Source organism: Kribbella hippodromi, from assembly GCF_039531045.1.
In the GTDB taxonomy this organism is placed as follows: Bacteria; Actinomycetota; Actinomycetes; order Propionibacteriales; family Kribbellaceae; genus Kribbella; species Kribbella hippodromi.
On the sequence record NZ_BAAAPH010000039.1, the window covers coordinates 18,380 to 41,874 of the forward strand.

Genomic DNA, 23,495 nt, shown 5'->3' on the forward strand with positions numbered 1-23,495 from the left:
TACACCGGTGGAGAACCCACCACAGCAGTGGATATCCACGCGGGTTAGCGGCGGGGGATGTGGAGGAGTTGGTTGGGGGTGGTGGGGGTGGGGATGCCCGTCAGGGTGTTTTTGAGGGCGGTGGTGGTTAGGGCGGTGGAGACTGCGGCGGGGGTGCGGCGGGGGTTGTTGCTGAGGTAGAGGGCGGCGGCGCCGGAGGCGTGGGCGGCGGAGACGTTGGTGCCTTCCTGGGTGGTGATGCCGCCGCCGGGTGCGTCGGTGGGGATGTCCACGCCGGGCGCGTACAGGTCGAGGCCGGCGCCGTAGTTGCTGAAAGCAGCGACCTTGTCGGCGCAGTCCGACGAACCGACGGTGATGGCTTCCGCGACCCGCGCGGGTGAGGTCGTACTCACGTCGTGGGTGCTCGCGCCGGCGGACAGCACGTACGTGACGCCGGACGCGATCGAGTTGCGTACGGCATCGTCGAGCGCATCGCTCAACGTGTACCCGATGACGAAGTTGGCGACCGCGGGCTTCTTGGCGTGCGCGGTGATCCAGTCGAGGCCCGCGATGACTCCGGCGAGCGTGCCGCCGCCGTCCGCGTCCAGCACCTTGACCGAGATCAGCGTCGCCTTCTTCGCGACGCCGTACTTGGTGCCGGCGATGACGCCGGCCATCGCGGTGCCGTCACCGTTCTGGTCACTGCCGTCACCGCCGAACGCGTCGAAGCCGGCTTTGGCGCGCGGCGCGAGATCGGGATGCCGGTAGTCGATCCCGCTGTCGACGAGATAAACGTTAACCCCGGCACCTGCGCTCTGCGGATACCTGTACACACCGTCAAGCGGCAACGAAACCTGGTCGAGGCGATCCAACCCACACGGCACCGCCGAAGCCGCCGGCGCCACACCCGCCCCCGCCGCCGTCGCGGAGTGCGCCGCCGCCGAGCGCGGTAGCTGGTCGTGCGATGCGCTGTGCACCTTGGTGTTCTGTTCGACAAAGCGCACCGACGGGTCGGCCGCCAACTGCCGGGCCTGTTCTTCATCGGCCGCAACCAGCACCGCCGGCAACGCACTACTGAACCGTTCCAGCACCTGCGCGCCGTACTTCGCGGCGACGTCCGGCGGCGCGCCGTCCTTCAGCACCACCAGGTAACTGCCGCTGACCGCATCGGCACTACCTGCGTTGACGATCTTCCCCACTGGTTCGGCGTACGCCGGTGTGGTCGACAGGACTGTCGACGCCACGGCGAGCACCAAGGCGACAGTACGCACGACTTCTCCTTGTAGTGTTACAGGGCGGATTTCAGGGGGCGGATTCCACGACGCTGTCTTCTTCTGGGATCGCGTGCTCGCGGAGCCGGGGCTGCTTGGACCCGGACGGCCACTCGCGGAAGCGCCGGAAGACCATCGGGACGCCTTTCGCGGTCTCGAGGTCAGAGGTGTTCGTGAGCTGGACATGGACATGCGGCTGGGTCGAGTTGCCGGAGTTGCCGCAGCTCGCGACCTGTTCGCCGGCCGTCACCTGCTGCCCGACGACAACGCGCAACGAACCGCGCCGCAGATGGCACAGCGTCGCGTACGCCCCACTGTCCCGCAACGCGATCACCACATGGTTGCCGGCCAGCCCCGGCACGCCGTCGCGCAACCGGCCGGCCTGACCGAGCATGTACGGAATCAGCGCCAGCCGGGATCGGCGTGCTTCGTGGTCGAGCTCGCCGTCGTGGATCGCGACCACCGTGCCGTCGCCGGGAGCCAGCACCGGAACGCCGAACGCGAAGAAGAGTTCCGGTGGCTCGGTCGCGAACATCGTCCGCCAGTTGCTGCTTCCGGCCGTGCGGTGATGTTCGTCGACTCCGACGAAGTCGATCGCATAGCTGGAGCCGAACAAGTTCGTGCCATGGCTCGGCACCTGGCGGGCGGGGCTGTTGCGGACCGACCAGCGCCCGGCGAACGGCAACAAGATCTCGACCGCATCCAGACCAGGGCTCGGTGGGCGTGGCGGTCCGGCCATCGACTCCGCGGTCGCGAGCGCGGCCACCGTCGTACTCCCGATCGCGACCGTACGAGCCACGAACACCCGCCGGGACATGTCCGGATCCGTCGCGGTTGTTACCGATCCCGCAGGCGTGATCTCACCGCCGCGATCCACTCCCCCACGATCACCGGCGTCAGCGTTCTCGGCGCCGCGATCCGCGCCACCAGACTCTGGCCTGCGCGGTGATCGGGCCGCCCGGCGAGCCAGTGCGTTGCGAAGGATCGGTCTGATGATTTCGCCGATCAGCAGGGCGATCGTCAGGTACAGCAACGGGGTCAGCCACAGCACTCCCGGCACCGCGAGCACCCGCGACAACTCGAACGGCGCTTCATAGGGACCGGCTATCAGCACCGCGATCGTCGCAGCCAGCAACAATCCGAGCAGCACCGCTCCGGCCCGCCGCCACCAGCCGAAAGACACGTCGGCAACCAGTCGGCGGTACAGGTAGCGGTGCACGACGATCACCACGGCGAGAATTGCAACAGCGTTCAACAACAGGAGGGCCATGGGGCGGTATCCCCTTCTGTACAGGGCATTCGAAGCAGCTCGGCAGTTGCACGCGACCGGATTTGCCTGCCCGGCCGCCCCTGCGGCATAACTGAGTGTATGCCGCCCACCGCCGATTCGTCGCCCCCAGCCCGAGCCAAACAAGTTGCTTCGGGCCACAAAACCGTCTCACGTGGCAACGGCTCCGGCCACGCCGCCAGCGCGCTCTCGAAGCGCTTGGTCACCGACGAGTTGTGGTCGGTCGTCGCCCCGCTGCTGCCGTCCTTCAGCTCCCGGCCGCAAGGCGGCGGGACCGCGCCGATCGATGCCCGCACCGTCTTCACCGCCGTCGTCTACGTGCTCACCAGCGACTGCGCGTGGCGGCAGCTGCCACCCACGTTCAGCATCTCGCAGGCCACCGCGCACCGGCATTTCCACGCCTGGACGAAGTGTGGGCTGTGGTCCCGGCTGCGCAAGACCGTCCTCTCCAGCGGCGACCGCTGCGATCCGGCCTGGACGCTGGAGATCGTTGCCGCCGCTCTGGACCGGTCCGGAACGGCCGATCGAAAAGCGTGAATACTTTTCAGTAAAATGCCGCCACCAGCAATTTCGCAGTGACCACGTGAGACAGTTACGAAATGGGCAACAAGTTGCGTACGAAACAATCCTCCGGGTGATTTGAGAGTTGACGGAAAGCACCGACGCGTATCACGATACGGAGCGACGCCGGCTCCGCCCCGAGCTCGGTCCCCCCAGCCAAAGCCGCGTCACCTGTGCACTCCACAGGGATTGGTCATCGAGGACGCCCTATGACGATTGGATTCGTTCCGCCGCCGCCACCGTCGAGTCGCCGGCCGGCCGGGCCGCTCCGTGCCGCCAGTGCCCACAGCGATCTCAAGTCTTCCACCGCTCGCTGCCACGTCGGGCCGCGGGACCATCGCGGCCGTACCGCCTCCCGCCGGCGCCATCGGCGCGCCGCGTTCCGGACCGCCCGCTGGTCCGCGACGGATTGGGACACCGATCGGCATCAGGGCACGGACCGCAGCCTGCGGTAGGCCCGGGAACCTCCATTCGCAGTCACCGCGGAATTGCCTCGTTCGTCCCGCTCCGGACACTTCCGCGACCATTGTCTGCTCCTTTCCAGGCACAGATCTGATCACCAGATCGCTCGCACCGAATCGCATTCGTCCGCGGCCGGTCCGGGTGATTCTTCGGGCTGCCCGAATGCATCGGCACGCCGAAACCAGGACGTCTCGCCACCCTGATTCCGGAGGAATACGGCTGTGAGCACCCATGACGCCTCGACGTACCCGCTGACGCCCGCTCAGCAGGGAATCCTCTTCCAGTCCCGCGGCCGGTCCGGCCTTTACCACGTCCAGAACGTGTACGACCTGGCCGGCGACCTCGAGCTCGGTGCCTTTCGCAACAGCTGGGCGTACGCCATGCGCCGCCACGCAGCGCTCCGCACCGCCTTTCACGCACCGTCCGGTGACGAGCCCCGGCAGGTGGTCGGCAGCGCGGATCTCGTTCCGCTCGAACAGGTCGACCTGCGAACGCTCGCCCCGGATCAACAGGCCCGCGCACTCGCGGCCCGCCGGAAACTCGATCACGAACAACGCTTCGTACTGTCGAAGGCGCCGTTGTGGCGATTGCACATTGCCCGGCTGGAAGACACGCGCTGGCAGGTGCTGTGGAGTTTGCACTACGCGTTGCTGGACGGACCGAGTCAGGCGATCGTCCTTCGGGACGTCGAGCGGGCGTACGCGCGGCTGATCGCCGGGGAAGCCGTCGACGAAGGACAAGTGACGCAGTTTCAGGAATACGTCGACTGGTCCAGCCGACAGGATCTCCAAGAGGCGGAATCCTTTTGGCGCAAGGAACTCCGGGGCGCGGCCGCCGCGAGTCCACTGCCGTTCGAACGCAAGCCGGACACCGGCGAGACGCCGGCCTGTGCGGCGTACGCGCAGCAGACCGTCGTACTCGACGACGACGAGACCGCCGCGTTGCGCGCCGTCGGTCAACAGCATGAGCTGACGCTGCAGACGATCATCCAAGGCGTCTGGGCGACGTTGCTGAGCTGCTATCAGAGCACCGGCGACGTGATCTTCGGAGTCACCAACCCCGGCCGATCCGCTGACCTGTCGGGGATCGAGGACATTGCCGGCCTGCTCGTCAACACGCTGCCGTTGCGCATGTCAGTACCGCCATCGATGGGCTGGACGGGGTGGATGCGTGGCCTGCATCAACAGTACGAGGAAGTGCAGCGGCACGAGTACGCTCCCCTGCTGCGGATTCAGCAGTGGAGCGGGATCGGGCCGGGCGAGGAACTCTTCCAAACGGTTGTGACGGTCGAGAAACCACAGTCCGGCGGCCGGATGGTCAAGAGCTGGGAGGAGAGCCACGCGGCGTACCCGTTGAGCATCGTGGCGACGACCGGCGATCGCCTCACGCTGACAGTGCACTACGACACCGCACGGTTCGATGCGCCGGCGATCGCCCGGCTGGCCGGACATCTCCGTCAGTTGATGGCCGAGCTGGTCCACAAACCGCAGGCGTTGCTCGGTGAGCTAACGGTGCTCACGCCGGCCGAGTCGACCGAGATCGTCCGCAAGTGGAACGACACGGACACGCCGTACTCGCAGCAGCTTTGTATCCATCAACTGTTCGAGCAGCGGGTGGAAAAGGAGCCCGAAGCAACGGCTTTGCTCTTCCAGGACGAGGTGTGGACCTACCGACAGGTCAACGAGCGCGCGAACCAGGTGGCGCATCACCTGAAGGAGCTCGGACTGGGGCGCGGCGACCAGGTCGCGATCGTGATGGAACGATCGGCCGAGATGGTGCCGGCGCTGCTCGGGATCCTGAAAGCCGGCGCGACCTACGTTCCGCTGGATGCCAACGCGCCGGTCAAGCGCTGGCACTGGATTCTCGACTCGTTGCAGATCAAGTGCCTGCTGACACAAGAAGCTCTCGTATCGCGGGTCCGGTCGGCTGATCCGTTGCCGGCGCTCGCGCAGGTCGTCTGTATCGACTCGGCGGCTGTGCTCGATCGAATGCCGATCGGGAACCTGCCATTGCGCGGCCGGCCGGAGGACATCGCGTACATCATCTTCACCTCCGGCTCGACCGGGTCGCCGAAGGGCGTTGCGGTCGCGCACTTCCCGGCGGTGAACCTGATCGAATGGGTGAACAACACGTTCTCGGTCGGCGCCCGGGATCGGATGCTGTTCATCACCGCGCTGACGTTCGACCTGTCCGTGTACGACATCTTCGGCATCCTCGCGGCCGGAGGATCGATCCGCGTCGCGACTGGCGAGGACGTGCAAGAGCCGGCGAACCTGCTGGCGTACCTGACCGGTGAGCCGATCACGTTCTGGGACTCGGCGCCGGCGGCGCTGATGCAGCTGGTGCCGTTCCTGCCGACCGATGCTGATGGATCGATCGAACCGGCGTCGCCGGCGCTGCGGCTGGTATTCATGAGCGGCGACTGGATTCCGGTGCAGTCCCCCGAGCTGCTCAAAGCGGCGTTTCCGAACGTTAACGTGATCGGCCTCGGCGGCGCGACCGAAGCGACGGTGTGGTCGAACTTCTTCCCGATCGACGTGGTCGACCCGGCGTGGTCCAGCATCCCGTACGGGAAGCCGATCCAGAACGCGCGGTACTACGTACTCGACGGGAGCCTGCGTCCTTGTCCCCTGGATGTACCAGGCGATCTGTACATCGGTGGGCCTTGTCTGAGCGACGGGTATGCGAACGAGCCGGAGCTGACCGCCAGCAAGTACATCGCGTCGCCGTTCGCGACCGTACCGGGTGAGCGGATCTACCGGACCGGTGACCTGGCGCGATGGCGACCGGACGGGAACCTGGAGTTCCTCGGGCGAACCGACTTTCAGGTCAAGATCCGCGGGTACCGGATCGAGCTTGGTGAGATCGACAGTTTGCTGACCGAGCATCCGGTGGTGCAGGACGCGGCGACCGTGGTCCGCGAGGACGAGACCGGCAACCGGTCGCTGGTGTCGTACCTGGTGCCGCATCCGCAGCGCGCGCGGTCGGTGGTTCAGCGGCGGACGGACTCGCTGGCCGAGCGGCGGGTCGATCGGTGGCGGGAGGTGTACGACGCGTTCGATCCGGCGGCAGGCCTCTCGTCCGAGGACGGGAACGACTTCTCCGGGTGGAACAGCAGCTACACCGGGCAGGCCATTCCGGTTGAGCAGATGCGGGCGTGGCAGGACAGTACGGTGGCGCTGATCCGCGGGTACGAACCGCGGCGCGTACTGGAGATCGGCTGTGGAACCGGGCTGCTGCTGTTCCCGTTGGCGGAGCACTGCGAGCGGTACTACGGAACGGACTTCTCTGACTCTGCACTGGACGCAGTCCGAGCCCGGCTCACTGAGGAACCGGTCGTGTTGCATCGGTGCGAGGCCGATGACCTGAGTGGCCTCACCGCTGAACCGGTTGACACGGTGGTGATCAACTCGGTCATTCAGTACTTCCCCGGCGCTGACTACCTGCGTCGCGTACTGGACGGTGCGCTCGACCGGGTGACCGACGGCGGGCGCATCATCGTCGGCGATGTCCGGAGCTTTCCGTTGCTGGAGACGTTCCACGCGAGCGTCGAGATCAGCCGGGCGCCTGGTAGTACGACGCGCCAGCAACTGCGGCAGCGCGTGCAGCACCGCGTACAGCAGGAAGAAGAGCTGACCGTCGCGCCGGCCTTCTTCCGTGAGTGGGCGGCGCGTACTGGCCGGGTGTCGCGCGTGGAGGTCCGGCCGCACACCACCCGCGACGCCAACGAGATGGCCATGTTCCGGTACCAAGTGGTGCTGCACGTCGGCGAGCCGGGTGACGGTGCAGGCGAGGACGTTCCGGAGATCGACTGGAGCGCCGAGCAGCTCACGCTGGATGAGCTGTGTACGCGGCTGGCGACTGATCTGCCCGAGCGACTGCGCGTGGTCAACGTGCCGAATGCGCGAGTTGAGGAGGCGGTCGGCACACTGCGCTGGTTGAAGGGGGGTTCCGGGCTCGAGACCGTCGAGGCCTGGCGTGCGCAGTCCTTCGAACCGAAGGGCGTCGAGCCGGAAGACCTGCTTGCGGCGCTCGCGGCGCTCGGCTACCCGAGCAGAGTCGACTGGAGCCGTCATGGCGCGGATGGCAGCTACACAGTCGTGATCAGCCGAGGCGACTACATCGAAGATGACCTGGTGGCGGCCGTTGATGACTGGACAAGTCTTGCCAATGAGCCGCTCAAAGGCGAGATTCAGCAGCTGCTGTTGCCTCAGGTGAAGACCTACCTGGAGGAGCGGCTGCCGGGCTACATGGTGCCGAGTGAGCTAGTGGCGCTGGACGCGTTGCCGGTGACCGCAAGTGGGAAGCTTGACCGGAACGCGCTGCTGTTGCCGCGGACGCCGGCCGTCGCCGAGTCCGCCACTCTGGTCCCGGCACGCAACACCACCGAGGCGCTGCTGGTCTCGATCTGGGAGCGCATCCTGGCCCGGTCGCCGATCGGAGTGCTCGACAACTTCTTCGACCTCGGCGGGCACTCCCTGCTCGCGGTCCAGCTGGTCACCAAGATCCGCCAGGTCTTCGGCATCGAACTCCCGGTACGGCTGTTGTTCGACCTCCCCACGATCGCCGAAGTGGCTCTCGAACTCCAGCAACGCCAGGTGGCGGCTCTGCCCGTACCAACCCGCCCGCTCGTCGCCACCCCACGCGGCGGTCCGCTGCCTGCCACGTTCGACCAGCAGCGCCTGTTCTTCATCGACCGCCTCAGCCCGGGCACCACCTCGTACACGGTGAACTGGCTGATCCCGCTGCCGACGTACATCGAGCCGGCGATCGTCAGTACCGCCCTGCACGAGCTGATCAAGCGCCACGAGCCGCTGCGTACGACGTTCCGCGAGGCCGACGGTCAGGTGTGGCAGGTGATCGCACCGGACTGCCCCATCACCCTGCCCGAACTCGACTTCTCCGACCTGTCCGAGGCGGAGTGCGAGCAACGCGCCAAAGCCGAGATCCGCGAGTGGTGGGACCAGCCGTTCGACCTGTCCACCGGACCCCTGCTGCGCGCCGAGCTGATCAAGTTGTCCAGCACCGATCAGGTAGTGGTACTCAGCGCGCATCACACCGTGTTCGACGGCTACTCGATCGGTGTCTTCGGACAGGAGTTCCTCCAGCTCTGTAGAGCACTGGCCGACGAGGTCCCGGCTGCGCTACAGCCGCTTCAGGTCCAGTACGCGGACTATGCGGTGTGGCAGCAGCACTGGTTGCAGGAGGACCTGCTCGACTTCCACCTCGACTACTGGAAAGAGCAGTTGGCCGATGCGCCGGAGCTGCTGACGCTGCCGACCGACTTCCCTCGGCCGGAGGAGCAGCGGTTCACCGGTGAGTTCCTGAATCGGCAGTTGTCCGCTGAGTTGACCGAGCAGCTCGCGCAGCTCAGTCGCGAACACCAGGTGACGCAGTACATCACCATGCTGAGCAGCTTCGCGGTACTGCTGTCGCGCTACAGCGGGCAGGACGTCGTGGTGATCGGCGTACCGATCGCGGACCGGTACCGCGCCGAGCTGCAGCCGCTGGTCGGCTTTCTGGTCAGCACAGTGGCGCTCTGCGTCGACCTGCGCGGCAATCCGAGCTTCGAGGACGTGCTGGATCAGGTACGGCGGAAGCTGTTCGACGCGCAGAGCCACCAGGACATTCCGATCGAGCGGCTGGTCGAGGCGCTGCGCCCGGTTCGGAGCCTCGGTCACAACCCGGTGTTCCAGGTGATGTTCGCCGATGAGAGCCTGCCGATGCTGGATCACGCGTCCGCGCTCGCGCAACCGCAGCCGTGGATGCGTGAACTGGCCGAACAGGGCATGAGCGTCGGGGTCTCCCGGTTCGACCTGACGCTGATGATCCAGTCCGCGCCGGAGGGACTGCGGTTCGGGTTCGAGTACAGCACCGACCTGTTCGCGGAGCCGACCGTTGCCCGGATGGCCGACCACTTCGAGTTGTTGCTGCAGTCCGTACTGGTGCACCCCGAAAGTCGCGTACAGCACTTGCCGATGATCGATGCGGCCGAACGCCAACAGCTCACCGCTGCCGCGCAGGGCACCCGGACCGAGGCATCCGTCAAGCCGGTGCATCACCTCTTCCAGGACTGGGCCGAGCTACGCCCGGACCAGGTCGCTGTGGTCTTCGGCGACCACCAAGTCACATACGAGGCGCTCGAACAGCACTCCAACCGGATGGCTCACCTGCTGCTCGGCTGTGGTGTCGGCCGGGAGAGCCTGGTCGGGTTGTGCATCGCCCGCTCGGAGGAGCTGATCATCGCGACGCTGGCAGTACTGAAAGCCGGCGGCGCTTACGTACCGCTGGACCCGTCTTATCCGCGTGATCGGCTGGCGTACCTGGTCGACGACGCGGCGATGTCAGTGGTGCTCGCGCAGCAGTCCGCTGTTGACGTACTCCCTGACTCCGACGCGACGACCGTGACGATCGAGGACGCCTGGGCGGAGCTCGCGCAACTCCCCGCGACGCCGCCGGCGGTGGACAGCACTACTGACGACTTGGCGTACGTGATGTACACGTCCGGCTCGACCGGGCGGCCCAAGGGTGTTGCTGTTACGCACGCCGATGTCGCGTCCCTGGCGCTGGACAGCCGGTTCGAGAAGCACAAGTGCGTGCTGCTGCATTCACCGCAGGCGTTCGACGCGTCGACGTACGAGCTGTGGGCGCCGCTGCTCTCCGGCGGGCGGGTGGTGCTCGCGCCGCCCGGCGCGGTCAGCCCGGAGTTGTTGCGCGGTCTTGTACCGACGTACGCGATCTCGGCTGTTTGGCTGACTGCTGCACTGTTCCATCTGTTCGCTGAGGAAGATCCTGGGTGTCTGGCTGGGCTGGACCAGGTCTGGGCCGGTGGCGATGCGGTGCAGGCCGATGCGGTACGCCGGGTACGCGCGGCCTGCCCCGAGCTGACGGTCGTGGATGGGTACGGACCGACCGAGACGACGACGTTCGCGGCCAGCTTTCGGATCGCGCCGGACGATGATGTGCCTTCGCTGATTCCGATCGGGCGTCCGTTGGACAACATGGCTGGGCTCGTCCTCGATGCCGGAATGGAACCGGTGCCGGTTGGGGTCGCCGGTGAGCTGTACCTCGGTGGCGCCGGGCTGGCGCGCGGGTACTTGCGACGCCCGGATCTGACTGCTGAGCGGTTCGTCGCCAGCCCGTTCGGCGTCCAAGGCAGTCGGCTGTATCGGACCGGTGACCTGGCTCGGTTGCGCCCGGACGGGAACATCGAGTTGCTCGGGCGTGCCGACGACCAGGTCAAGATCCGCGGTTTCCGGGTCGAGCCCGGTGAGATCGAGGCCACCCTCGCGCAGCATCCCGAGGTCCGCGAGTGCGCCGTCCTCGTTCACGGCCCGACCAAGCGGCTGATCGCGTACGTCCGGCCGCGGGACACCCTCGTGATTGAGAACCTGCAGTCCTTCCTGAGCGAACGCCTGCCCGACTACATGGTCCCCGGCGTGTACGTCCCGGTGCCGGCGCTTCCACTCAGCCCGAACGGCAAGGTCGACCGGAAGGCCCTCGCCGAAGTCCCTTGGGAGGACCACTCCGCCGGCGGCCGCGAGTACGTCGCGCCGCGGACCGCCGTCGAACGGCAGCTCGCGCAGATCTGGCAAGGCGTACTCGGCGCGCGCCAGCCGATCGGTGTCCACGACAGCTTCTTCGCGCTTGGCGGCGACTCGATCCTCAGCTTGCAGGTGGTGTTCCGCGCCCGGCAGGCCGGACTGCATTTCGCCGTCAAGCACCTCTTCCAGTACCAGACGATCGCCGAGCTCGCTCCGATCGCCCAGCAACAGCAAGCACCGGACCTGCGAGCCGAGCAAGGGCTGGTGACCGGTCCGGCCGAGCTCACTCCGATCCAGCGCTGGTTCTTCGAGCAGGACCTCAGCAACCCCAACCACTTCAACCAGTCCGTGCTGATCGACGTACCGGCTGAGGTCGATTGGGAGCGTGTACTCCGCCAACTGCTCGAACACCACGATGCCCTGCGCACCCGCTTCCAGTACGACGGAACCGAGTGGAAGGCTGAGATCACCGGCCTCCCCGACGCAGTGCCCTTCCAGGTACACCAACTCGACGATCTGCCCGAGGTCGCCGCACAGGTCCAGGCCGACCTTGACCTCGCCGACGCGCCACTCCTGCGGGCCGTCCTGTTCACCGGCGAACAGTCGAAGCTGCTCCTCGTCGTCCATCACCTGGTCGTCGATGTCGTCTCCTGGCGCATCATCGTGGAAGACCTCCACACGTTGCTGCGCGACGAGCCCTTGCCGCCCAAGACGACCTCTTGGCCGCAGTGGGGCAGCAGACTCGGCCAGGCCGTCGTGCCCGGCGAGCTGGCCTACTGGACCGAACAAGCCACGCCCACCCGGCCAATCCCCCTGGACCGGCCCGCAGACAGCAACCCGATCGGCCGCAGCAGTGTGTACGAGGCCGTACTCGGCGTGGACGAGACCGACGCACTGCTGCACGAAATCCCGGCCACCTTCAACACCCAGATCAACGACGTCCTACTCACAGCGGTCGCTGCCGCGATCGGTGCCTGGACGCAGGACGATCACGTCCGGATCGACCTCGAAGGACATGGCCGCGAGGACCTGTTCGACGACGTCGACGTGACGCGTACGGTCGGGTGGTTCACGACCATCTCGCCGGTCCGGCTGCCGGTACCCAGTGACCTCACCCGCGGGCTCAAGCAGATCAAGGAACTGCTGCACGACCGGCCGCGCCGTGGCATCGGGGACGGGCTGCTTGCCTATGGCACCGACTTCGATCGGCCGGCTCCGGCGCAGATCAGCTTCAACCACCTTGGTCAGTTCGAGCATGCGCTCGGGTCGGCCGGTCCGGACTGGGACGCCGGCAACCAGCGCCCGTACCTGATCGACATCGTCAGCCACCTCCGCGACGGCCAGTTGCACGTGCAGTGGACGTACAGCCAGGCGCACAACGAACGCACTATCAAACGGGTTGCCGAGCAGACACTGGACACGCTCCGGCAGCTCACTGCCGAGACCACTCGGGCCGACGTCAACGGCTACAGCCCGTCGGACCTTCCGCTGAGCGGTCTGTCCCAGGCAGGTATCGACAGCCTGTGCAACGAGCTGCGGGTCCATCCAAGGTGGGCGGCCGCCCGGAGACCGCTTGAGGACTGCTACCCGCAGACACCTATCCAGCAAGGGCTCTGGTTCCAGAGTCAGCTCGCCGAGGGTGAGGGCGTCTACCACGTTCAGCTGATCCTGCGGTTCGAACACCCGAGCCTGGACCTCGCCGCGTTCCGCCAGAGCTGGTCGCAGGTCATGCGCCGGCACCCGATCCTCCGCACCAGCTTCTCCGGTGCAGACGCGGACCGGCCGCTGCAACTCGTCTGGGACACCCTCGACGTGCCGTTGCAGACAGAGGACTGGCGTACGGACGATCAGCTCGCCACCTACCTAGAACAGGATCGGGCACGGGCCTTCGTACCGGAGGATGCACCGCAGTGGCGCCTGCTACTGGCTCGCACCGGCGAGAGCAGCTATCAGCTGGTGTGGAGCGCGCACCACGCGATCCTGGACGGCTGGAGCATCCACCTGATCCTGAATGATGTCGCGCACTACTACGAGGCGAACAGGACCGGTGAGCGGCCGGCGACCCCGCCGTACCGTGACTACGTCGCCTGGTTGCAGCAGCAGGACCTGCAGGAGGCAGAGGCGTACTGGCGCCAGACTCTGGAAGATCTAGCGCCGCCGACTCCCCTGGCCACCCGGACCGCTGCAACCGGCCAGGCGCGAGCGGACCGTCGGCTGAGCCCTACGTTGACAGCTGAGCTTCGTGAGTTCGCACATCGTCACCAGCTCACGCTAAACACCGTGCTGCAAGGCGCGTGGGCGTTGCTGCTCAGTAGGCAGACCAACTCCACGGACGTCACCTTCGGCACCATCACCTCGGGGCGTCCACCCCAGCTGCCGAGCGTCGAGAACATGGTCGGTCTGTTCATCAACACGCTGCCACTGCGCATCCGTACGCCACACCAGTCCGGCGTACTCGACTGGCTGCATCAGCTTCAGCAACGCAACGTGCACATGCGGCAGTACGACTACACACCGCTCAACCAGATCCAGCAGTGGGCCGCACTGCCGGCCGGTACGCCGCTCTTCGACACGCTGTTCGTGTTCGAGAACTATCCGGTCGGCCGGGACGACACAGCGGCCTTGCAGTTCGAGCTGGTTGATTCCGAGGAGCGCAGCAACTACCCGCTGGCTCTGGTCGTGGCGATCGAGGAGACGGTCGCGCTGTCGGCGCAGTACGACACCGGGCACTTCGACGAGACCACGGTCAATCGCCTGCTGGCGCAGTTCGAGCAGATCTGTACGCAGCTGGTGCGGCAGCCGGCCCTCCGCCTTGGCGAGATCACTGTACTGACCGACGAAGAGCGGCGGCGCGTACTGGATCAGGGCAGCACCGACCTGACCACGTACCTGGACGGGATCGCGAGCGGCGAGGAGCGGTTCATCCTCGAACAACTGCTCGCGGAGGTACAGGCCAGTACCGATCGAGAGGAGTCGGACAAATGAGTGAATCCCTTGCCCAGCGAGTCGGGAACCTCTCGACCGAGCAGCAGACCGCACTGCGGCAGCGGCTCGAACAACTCCACCGTCCGGCGCCCTTCCACGAGCTGTTCCGGGAGCGGACCGAGCGCTACCCGGACCGGGTCGCCGTCGCGTACGGCGGGCACCAGCTGACCTACGGAGCACTGGACGAGTGGTCCAACCGGCTGGCGCACAACCTGCAGGCCCGCGGAGTGGGCCGGGAGAGTCTGGTCGGCCTGTGCATCTCGCGATCACTGGAGATGGTGATCGGCCTGCTGGCCATCCTCAAGGCCGGTGCCGCGTACGTACCGCTCGACCCGGCCTACCCGCGCGAGCGGCTCGAGTACATGGTCACCGACAGCGCTACGTCGCTGGTGCTGGCGCAGCGCGGCACGGTCGACGTACTGCCGGCCAATGCAGCCGCTGTGCTGACCATCGAGGAGCTGTGGGAGCAGCTCGACCGACTGCCCGGTGAGGCGCCAGCGTCGGACAGCAGCCCCGACAACCTCGCGTACGTGATCTACACGTCCGGCTCGACCGGCCGGCCCAAGGGTGTGGCCGTGACGCACCGCGGGTTCCGTGCACTAACCCAGTGGCAGCAGCGGAACTACGGCTTGGAGACACCGCAGCGGGTACTGCAGGGGACCTCACTGAACTTCGACATCTCGGTCTGGGAACTCGCCATGGCCCTGCTGTCCGGCGGCACGCTGGTCCTGCCGCCACCGGACCTGCCGATGATGGGTCCGGCGCTGGCCGAGCTGTTACTCGAGGAGTATGTCGAGAACGTCAGCCTGACGCCCTCCGCGCTGTCCACCCTGCCCGAGGACTCGCTGCCGTCGGTGCACTGTCTCACCGTCGGCGGCGAGGCCTGCCCGCTCGACCTTGTCCGCGCCTGGGCGAACGGCCGCATCTTCGTCAACGGCTACGGCCCAACCGAAACGACTGTCGGCGTGTGCCTCGCGCAGTACACCCCGGAGCTGGAGCGGATACACATCGGCCGGCCGCTCACCGGGACAAAGCTGTACATCCTGGACGACAGCCATCAGCCGCTGCCCGAAGGCGTCGCGGGCGAGCTGTACGTCGGGGGCGCCGGGGTGGCTCGTGGGTACCTCGGCCGGCCGGATCTGACCGCTGAACGGTTCGTCGCGGACCCGTTCAGCGGCGACGGCGGACGCCTGTACCGGACCGGTGACCTGGCCCGGATGCTCCCGGACGGCAACCTCGAGTTGCTCGGGCGGGTCGACGACCAGGTCAAGATCCGCGGCTTCCGGGTCGAACTCGGCGAGATCGAGGCGACGCTGGCGCAGCATCCGGACGTACGCCAGGTTGCTGTCCTGCTGCACGAGCAGAAGCGGCTGATCGCGTACCTCAAGCCGCGGGACACACTTGATGTGGACGAGCTGCGGTCGTTCTTGAGCGATCGGCTGCCCGAGTACATGATCCCGGCCGGCTTCGTCGCGCTGGACAGCCTGCCGGTCACGACGAACGGCAAGATCGACCGGAAGGCGCTGACCGCCGTACCCGTTGACCCTGCGGCCGCGAGCCGGGACCACGTCGCGCCGCGGACTCCGGTCGAGCAGCACCTCGCGGAGATCTGGCAGTCGGTACTGGGCCTCGATCAGCCGGTGGGAGTGCAGGACAGCTTCTTCGCACTCGGTGGCGACTCGATCCTCAGCCTGCAGGTGGTGTTCCGCGCGAAGCAGCTCGGGCTGCACTTCACCGTCAAGCAGTTCTTCCAGCACCCGACCATCGCCGAACTCGCGCCAGTCGTGCAGGAGCGTGCCGCGACGACTCTCGACGCGGACCAAGGACTAGTCACCGGTCCGGTCGAGCTGACGCCCATCCAGCGCTGGTTCCTGTCGCAGGAGCTCACCAACCGCAATCACTTCAACCAGTCGGTACTGGTCGACGTACCTGCCGGCGTCGACTGGCCCCGGGTACTGCGCGGTCTGCTCGAACAGCACGACGTACTGCGGACCCGCTTCCACCAGGACGGTGACGACTGGCGGGCCGAGATCATCGACGTACCCACTGAGCTGCCCTTCCAGGTGCACGAGCTGGACGACCTCACGGACGTCGCCGGACAGGTGCAAGCCAGCCTGGACGTTGGCGAGGCACCGCTCATGCGGGCAGTCCTGTTCTCCGACACCAAGCTGCTGCTGGTGGTCCATCACCTCGTAGTCGATGTCGTCTCCTGGCGCATCCTGCTCGAAGACCTGCGTACGCTGATCAGCAACGAACCGCTGCCGCCGAAGACCACCTCCTGGCAGCACTGGGCCGCTCGGCTCGCACGGCACGTACCAACTGATGAGCAGGACTACTGGACAGCACAGACCCAACCAGTACGACCACTCCCCCTCGACGGACCCACCGAACAGAACACCGTCGACCGAAGCCGCGTCATTGACACGGTTCTGACTGTCGCTGAGACCAACGCGCTGCTGCACTCCGTTCCGGCCCGGTTCAACACGCAGATCAACGACGTACTGCTGACTGCGGTGGCGGCCGCGGTCGGCGTCTGGACACAGGACAGCAGCGTCCGGATCGACCTCGAAGGGCATGGTCGCGAGGACCTCTTCGACGAGGTGGACGTGACCCGTACCGTCGGCTGGTTCACCACGGTCTCGCCGGTACGGCTGCCTGTCACCGACGGGCTCAGCGACGGCCTCAAGCAGACCAAGGAGGTGCTCCGGAAGCGCCCACGCAACGGCATCGGGTACGGACTGCTGGCCGACCGCACCGACCTGCCCGCGGAGATCAGCTTCAACTACTTGGGCCAGGTCGACCAGTCGTTCGGATCGGTTGGACCGGATGAGGACGGGCGCAACAACCGTCCGTACCTGATCGACATCATCGGCCACCTCCGCGCCGGCCGGCTGCGGCTGCGGTGGGTCTACAACCACGGCGCACACCGCCGGGCCACTGTTCGGCGGGTAGCAGACCATGCCCGCGACGTGCTGCGCCAGCTCGGTGAGGAGGCGACCCGGCCGGAGATCCACGGCTACTCCCCCGCTGATCTCCCGTTGAGTGGAATGAACCAGGACGCCGTCGACACCCTCATCGGCGAGCTGCGGGACCACCCGGCGTGGACCTCGGCGCCACGTCCACTGGAGGACTGCTACCCGCAGACACCCATTCAGCAAGGACTCTGGTTCCACAGCCGGTACGCGCAGGGTGAAGGCATCTACCACGTTCAGTTGATCGTACGGATCGACCACGACCTGGATGTCGCCACCTTCCAGCAGGCCTGGGCGTACGTGATGCGCCGCCACCCGATTCTGCGCACCAGCTTCCGCGAGATCGATCAGCTTGTGTGGAGCACCCTCGACGTACCGCTCCGGACCCAGGACTGGCGTACCGGCAATGCCGACGAACTGCTCCAGGAGTACCTCGGCCATGATCGCGAGCGCGGATTCGTACCGCAGGATGCGCCGCAGTGGCGGATGCTGCTCGCCCGTACCGCGGAGAGCTCCTACCAGCTGGTGTTCAGCGCTCACCACGCGATCCTCGACGGCTGGAGCATCGGCCTGGTCCTGAACGACGCCGCCGAGTACTACGACGCGCTGGCCGCCGGTAGCCACCTGACGAACCTGCCTGCCCTTCCGTACCGCGAGTACGTCGCCTGGCTGGAGCAGCAGGACCTGCACCAGGCCGAGACGTACTGGCGCGAGGCCCTCCAGGGACTCGAACCACCCAGTCCGCTCGGCTCCCGCAGCACCGACGGTCCGGAGGTTTCGCAAACTAGAACCGACTTCTTCCTGACCGCCAGCGAGAGCACCCGCCTCCGGGACTTCGCGCAAAAGCACGGGCTGACGCTCAACGTCGTACTGCAAGGTGCCTGGGCGCTGCTGCTCAGCCGGTACACGCGGACGGATGACGTGGTGTTCGGGACAGTCAGTGCGGGCCGGCCGGGTGATCTCGATGGGATCGACCGGATGGCCGGTCTCTTCATCAACACGTTGCCGCTCCGCGTCCAGGTGCCTCGGAGTACGTCCGTAGTCGAGTGGCTCGGCCAGTTGCAGGAGCAGACCGTACAGCTGCGCCAGTACGACTACAGCCCGCTCGGGCAAGTGCAGCAGTGGAGTGAGCTGCCGCCGGGTACACCGCTCTTCGACACGCTGTTCGTCTTCGAGAACTACCCGGAGGACAACCGGCGTACGGGCGGACTGCGGCTGCAGGCGATCAGCTCGCGGGAGCAGACGCACTACCCGTTGAACGTGGTGATCACGACCGAAGCGCGAATCGGTGTCAACGTCTTCTACGACCCGCAGCGCTTCGACGATCCGTCCATCGAGTCGCTCTTCGCGCACCTGCGCCAGATCTGCCTGGACCTGGCGACGACATCGGACAAGCCGCTCGGACAGGTCGCGATGGTCACCGACAACGAGCACAGCCTCGCGGTAGAGGTGTGGAGCAGCGAGAGCACCTCCGACGACGGACCGACGTACCTGCACGAGCTGTTCCGCGAGCAGGTACGGTCCACTCCGGACTCGGTCGCAGTCGTGTACCAGGACCAGCAGCTGAGCTACGTCGAGCTGAACAGCCGCGCCAACCAACTGGCGCATTGGCTGCGCGACCAAGGCGTCGGACCGGAGACCCTCGTCGGACTGTGCCTCGAACGCTCGGTGGAGAGCGTGATCGGCCTGCTCGCGGTGCTCAAGGCAGGTGGTGCGTACGTCCCGATCGACCCGCGCTACCCGCTGGAGCGGATGTCGTACGTGGTGCGCGACGCCGGCCTCGTACTACTGCTGACTCAATCTCGCCTGCTGCCGAAAGTGCCCGCCGACGATCTGCCCACGCTCTGCCTGGACACGGACTGGGCGTCAGTGGCGTCGGACCGGACCGAGTCGCCGGTGAGCGGGCTGACTCCCGAGAACCTCGCCTACCTCATCTACACCTCCGGCTCGACCGGCAAGCCGAAGGGCGTGATGGTCGCCCACGAGTGCCTCCAGCACGTCGCGCCGTGGATTCGCCGCAACGCCTGCTTCGACCGGCGCCAGAACGTCCTGCAGGTGGCATCGCTCAGCTTCGACTTCTCGGTCTGGGAGATCCTGCTGCCGCTGATGACCGGCGGCACCCTGGTCATCCCGCCGGAGGGTCTGCGGATGATCGGCGACGACCTGCACAGCGTCCTGACCGAGCGCGCCATCGAGAGCCTGAACTTCACCCCGGGCGCGTTGGCCACGCTCCCGACCGAGCCGCCGCTGCCGCATCTGCGCACGCTGGTCGTCGGCGGCGAGGCGTACCCGGCGGACCTGATCCGGACCTGGGCGCCCGGGCGCGACTTCTTCAACGTGTACGGACCGACCGAGACGACGATCTTCGCCACCGGCACGCACACCGACGAGCAGCTCGACGTCATCCACATCGGCCGGCCGATCACCAACGCGCGCATCTACGTCCTCGACTCCACCCTGCAACCGGTCCCGCCGGGCGTACCCGGAGAGCTGTACATCGGCGGCGCCGGCCTGACCCGGGGCTACCTGAACCGGGCCGGACTGACGGCCGAGACGTTCATCGCGGATCCGTTCGGCCCGGAGCCCGGCGGGCGGCTGTACAAGAGCGGTGACCTGGTCCGGTACCTGCCGGACGGGAATGTCGAATTCGTTGGCCGCACCGACAACCAGGTGAAGATCCGCGGGTTCCGGATGGAGCTCGGCGAGATCGATGCGGTACTGGATCAGCATCCGCTCGTACACAGTTGCGTCACGCTCGCGCAGCCGGACGGTTCGAGCCGGCGGTTGGTGGCGTACGTCGCCGCGTACGAGCAGCCCGACGACCTGACCGAACTGCTCCAGGCGCACCTGCGGGAACAACTGCCCGCGTACATGGTCCCGTCGACCTTCGTGGTGCTGGATCGACTGCCGCTGAACAGCAACGGCAAGGTGAACCGGAAGGCGCTCCCGCTGCCCGGCGACAGCCCGGCTGCGCGGATCGGTGGTACTCCCCCGCGCAGTGCGACCGAGGCACAGCTGGTGGGCATCTGGGAGGAGGTGCTCGAACAGCGGTCGCTGGGTGTCTTCGATGACTTCTTCAGCCTCGGCGGGCACTCCCTGCTGGCGACCAAGGTGGTTGCCCGGGTGCAGCAGACGTTCTCGGTGCAGTTGCCGGTTCGGGTGATCTTCGAGCAGCCGACGATTGCGCAGGTCGCGGCCGAGGTCGACGCACTGGTGCAGCTCGATCAGGCCGGCGGGGCTGTTCCACTCGTCCCGGTACCGCGCGGCGGCCGGATTCCGGCGACATTCGATCAGCGCCGGGTCTGGTACTTGGAGCGGCTGCACCCCGACAGTCCGCTGTACACGGTCGGCTGGCTGCTGCACCGCACCAGCGCGGTCGACCCCGAACGGCTGCGCCGTGCGCTTGGTGAACTGATCGAGCGGCACGAGACGCTGCGCACCACCTTCTACGAGTCCGACGGCCAGCTGTGGCAGAAGATCGCCGACACCGGCACGGTCATGCTGTCAGTGGCCGACCTACCGAGGTATGACGAGCAGTCGGTGCAGGCGCTCACCCACGAGCTGTGGACCGAACCGTTCGACCTGAACGCCGGACCATTGTTCCGGGTGCTGCTCATCCGGCTCACCGGCGACGAGGCAGTACTGGCGTTCAGTGCGCATCACGCGATCGTCGACGGCTACTCCGTTGGAATCCTCAACCACGAGCTGTTCGCGCTGTACAACTCGGAGACACTCGACCCGCTGCCGATCCAGTACGCCGACTACGCCGTTTGGCAGGAGCAGTGTCTGCAGGAGGATCGCGTACGGCCGCATCTGGAGTACTGGAAGGAGCAGCTGGCGGATGCACCGGCGCTGATCTCCCTACCGACGGACCACCCGCGGCCTGCCGTACAGACCTATGCAGGTGCCAACCTGACCTGTCTGTTGTCGGCAGAGCTCACTGACCGGCTGGACACGCTCAGCCGGGAGACGCGGTCGACGCACTTCGTCACAATCCTCGCCGCGTTCGCGGTGCTGCTGTCTCGGTACAGCGGTCAGGACCAGGTGGTGATTGGCATCCCGATCGCCAACCGCGGCCGGGTCGAGACCGAGCCGCTGATCGGCTTCCTGGTCAACACGGTCGCGCTCTGCGTGGATCTGAGCGGCGAGCCGGACTTCACTGCTGTACTCGACCAGGTCCGCCGGAAGCTGCTGGAAGCGCAGAGCCGGCAAGAAGTACCGTTCGACCGGATCGTCGAGGAGCTTCGGCCTGAGCGCAGTCTGAGCTACCAGCCGGTGTTCCAGGTGATGTTCGCCGGGCTGGACGAGCTGTTCGAGGACACCGCGGATGATCAGCCGGCGTGGATTCACGACGTGACCCAGACCGGCGTCGGGGTGTCGAAGTTCGACCTCGGCCTCAGTCTGCAACGGCGGAGCGGTCGGCTGCAGTTCACGTTCGAGTACAGCACCGCGCTCTTCGAGCAGAGCACGGTTGCGACGCTCGGCGAGCACTTCCAGACGTTGCTGGCAGGCATGGCGGACCAGCCGCGTAAACCGGTCGCGCAGCTGCCGCTGCTGCAAGCCGCCGAGCGGGAGCACATCCTGTCCGAGCGCAACGCGACCAACGACGTCGCGATGCTTCGGCCGACCACACTGCACCACCTGTTCGAGGAGCAAGTACGCAGCTGTCCCGACCGGATTGCCCTGTCCTTTGAGGACAGTCAGTTGACGTACGCCGCGTTGGACGCCCGCGCCAACCAGCTGGCCCGCACGCTGCAGCAGCACGGGGTCGGTCCGGAGACACGGGTCGGCGTCTGCCTGCAACGCTCGCTTGAGCTTGTCATCGGACTGCTGGCGATCCTCAAAGCAGGCGGCGCGTACGTACCACTCGACCCGTCCTATCCACAGGACCGGATCGCGTACATGGCCGCGAACGCACAACTGGGTATCGCACTGGTCGAACCGGGTCAGCTGTCGTTCCTCGACGACGTACGACTGATCGAGGTCCGTGACGATCACGCGACCAGTACGGCTCCGCTGGACGTGGAGATCAGCCCGGACAACCTGGCGTACGTCATCTACACGTCCGGCTCCACCGGCCGGCCGAAGGGCGCGATGTTGTCGCATCGCGGCATCTGCAACCGGCTGCTCTGGATGCAGAGTGAGTACGAGCTGCGCGCGCACGACCGGGTCTTGCAGAAGACGCCGTTCAGCTTCGACGTGTCGGTGTGGGAGTTCTTCTGGCCGCTCATCACCGGTGCACACCTGCACCTCGCCCGGCCCGACGGTCATCGCGATCCGGCCTACCTGGCGGAGCTGATCGAACGGCAGGGCATCGGCGTACTGCACTTCGTACCGTCCATGTTGGAGGCGTTCCTCCGGCAGCGCACGGTCCGCGAACGCTGTACGGGCCTCCGGGATGTGGTGTGCAGTGGCGAGGCGCTGCCGCTCGACGTACAGGAGCAGTTGCAGGAGGCGCTGCCGGGCACGCGGCTGCACAACCTGTATGGGCCGACCGAGGCGTCGGTCGATGTGAGCTTCTGGGAGTGCACGCCCGGTGCGACCACCGTTCCGATCGGCCGGCCGGTCGCGAACACTCAGCTGTACATCCTGGATCGGGCGATGGCACCGGTGCCCGACGGGGTGATCGGTGAGCTGCTCATCGGCGGGGTGCAGTTGGCCCGCGGGTACTTGGCTCGACCCGATCTGACCGCAGAGCGGTTCGTCGCGAACCCGTACGGTCCGGGACGGCTGTACGCGACCGGCGACCTGGCGCGGTTCCGGGCGGACGGCGCGATCGAATACGCCGGGCGCAAGGATCACCAGGTCAAGATCCGCGGCTACCGGATCGAGATCGGCGAGATCGAGGCGGTACTGATCGACCATCCGGCTGTTCGGTCCGCGGTGATCGTGCTGCACGAAGTGACGGCCGCGGACAAGCGGCTGGCGGCGTACCTCACGACGGTGCCGGGCCGCCCCGCGACGGAGGACGAGCTGCGGTCGCATCTGCTGGAGCGGTTGCCCGAGTACGCCGTGCCGACGTACTTCGTGGCGTTGGACGAGCTGCCGCTGTCGGCCAACGGCAAGGTCGACCGCAAGGCGCTGCCGGACCTGTCCGAGATCGTCGAGCAAGCCCGGACCGGCGACAGTTACGCGCCGCCGACGACCCCGACCGAGGCCGTGCTGACCGAGCTCTGGGCGCGGCTGCTGAAGCGCGATCGCGTCGGAATCCACAGCGACTTCTTCGGGCTCGGCGGCCATTCGTTGCTGGTGGCATCGATGGCGACCGAGGTCCAGGAGCGCTGGGACATCTCGCTGATGCTGCCGATGGTCTACCAGAACCGGACCGTCGCCCAGCTGGCCGTGGCCGTCGACGAGCTGATCGCCGGCGGCGAGGACGACCGCCCGGACGCTTCCGAACTGTTCGACCTGTCATGACCCGCGCGACGGACAA

Annotated in this window: 5 protein-coding genes; 3 read left to right on the forward strand and 2 right to left on the reverse strand. The window is 66.8% G+C overall.

Annotated features, from left to right (window positions below; translation table 11 throughout):
• Positions 1 to 44 precede the first annotated feature (44 nt).
• Positions 45 to 1,250 (reverse strand): S8 family peptidase, encoded by a 1,206-nt coding sequence (locus ABD260_RS36400; protein ID WP_344241359.1) that lies wholly within the window; start codon positions 1,248 to 1,250, stop codon positions 45 to 47.
• Positions 1,251 to 1,281: 31 nt separating this feature from the next.
• Positions 1,282 to 2,520 (reverse strand): M23 family metallopeptidase, encoded by a 1,239-nt coding sequence (locus ABD260_RS36405; RefSeq protein ID WP_344241361.1) that lies wholly within the window; start codon positions 2,518 to 2,520, stop codon positions 1,282 to 1,284.
• A gap of 99 nt (positions 2,521 to 2,619) precedes the next feature.
• Between ABD260_RS36405 and ABD260_RS36410 the strand changes: the two genes are divergently transcribed.
• From ABD260_RS36410 to ABD260_RS36420, 3 genes are all read left to right on the forward strand, one after another.
• Positions 2,620 to 3,075 (forward strand): transposase, encoded by a 456-nt coding sequence (locus ABD260_RS36410; RefSeq protein ID WP_344241363.1) that lies wholly within the window; start codon positions 2,620 to 2,622, stop codon positions 3,073 to 3,075.
• A gap of 707 nt (positions 3,076 to 3,782) precedes the next feature.
• Positions 3,783 to 14,090, forward strand: coding sequence for an amino acid adenylation domain-containing protein (locus ABD260_RS36415; protein WP_344241365.1), 10,308 nt, complete (start codon positions 3,783 to 3,785; stop codon positions 14,088 to 14,090).
• Positions 14,087 to 23,479: an amino acid adenylation domain-containing protein gene (locus tag ABD260_RS36420; RefSeq protein ID WP_344241367.1), complete on the forward strand. Its 9,393-nt coding sequence runs from the start codon at positions 14,087 to 14,089 to the stop codon at positions 23,477 to 23,479. Before ABD260_RS36415 ends, ABD260_RS36420 begins: the two co-directional genes overlap by 4 nt.
• Positions 23,480 to 23,495: the final 16 nt, after the last annotated feature.

What these genes read in the sequence shown, in the direction of transcription:
- ABD260_RS36405 (WP_344241361.1), bottom strand. Translation starts at nt 2,520, where the DNA reads ATGGCCCTCCTGTTGTTGAACGCTGTTGCAATTCTCGCCGTGGTGATC.
- ABD260_RS36410 (WP_344241363.1), top strand. Translation starts at nt 2,620, where the DNA reads ATGCCGCCCACCGCCGATTCGTCGCCCCCAGCCCGAGCCAAACAAGTT.
- ABD260_RS36420 (WP_344241367.1), top strand. Translation starts at nt 14,087, where the DNA reads ATGAGTGAATCCCTTGCCCAGCGAGTCGGGAACCTCTCGACCGAGCAG.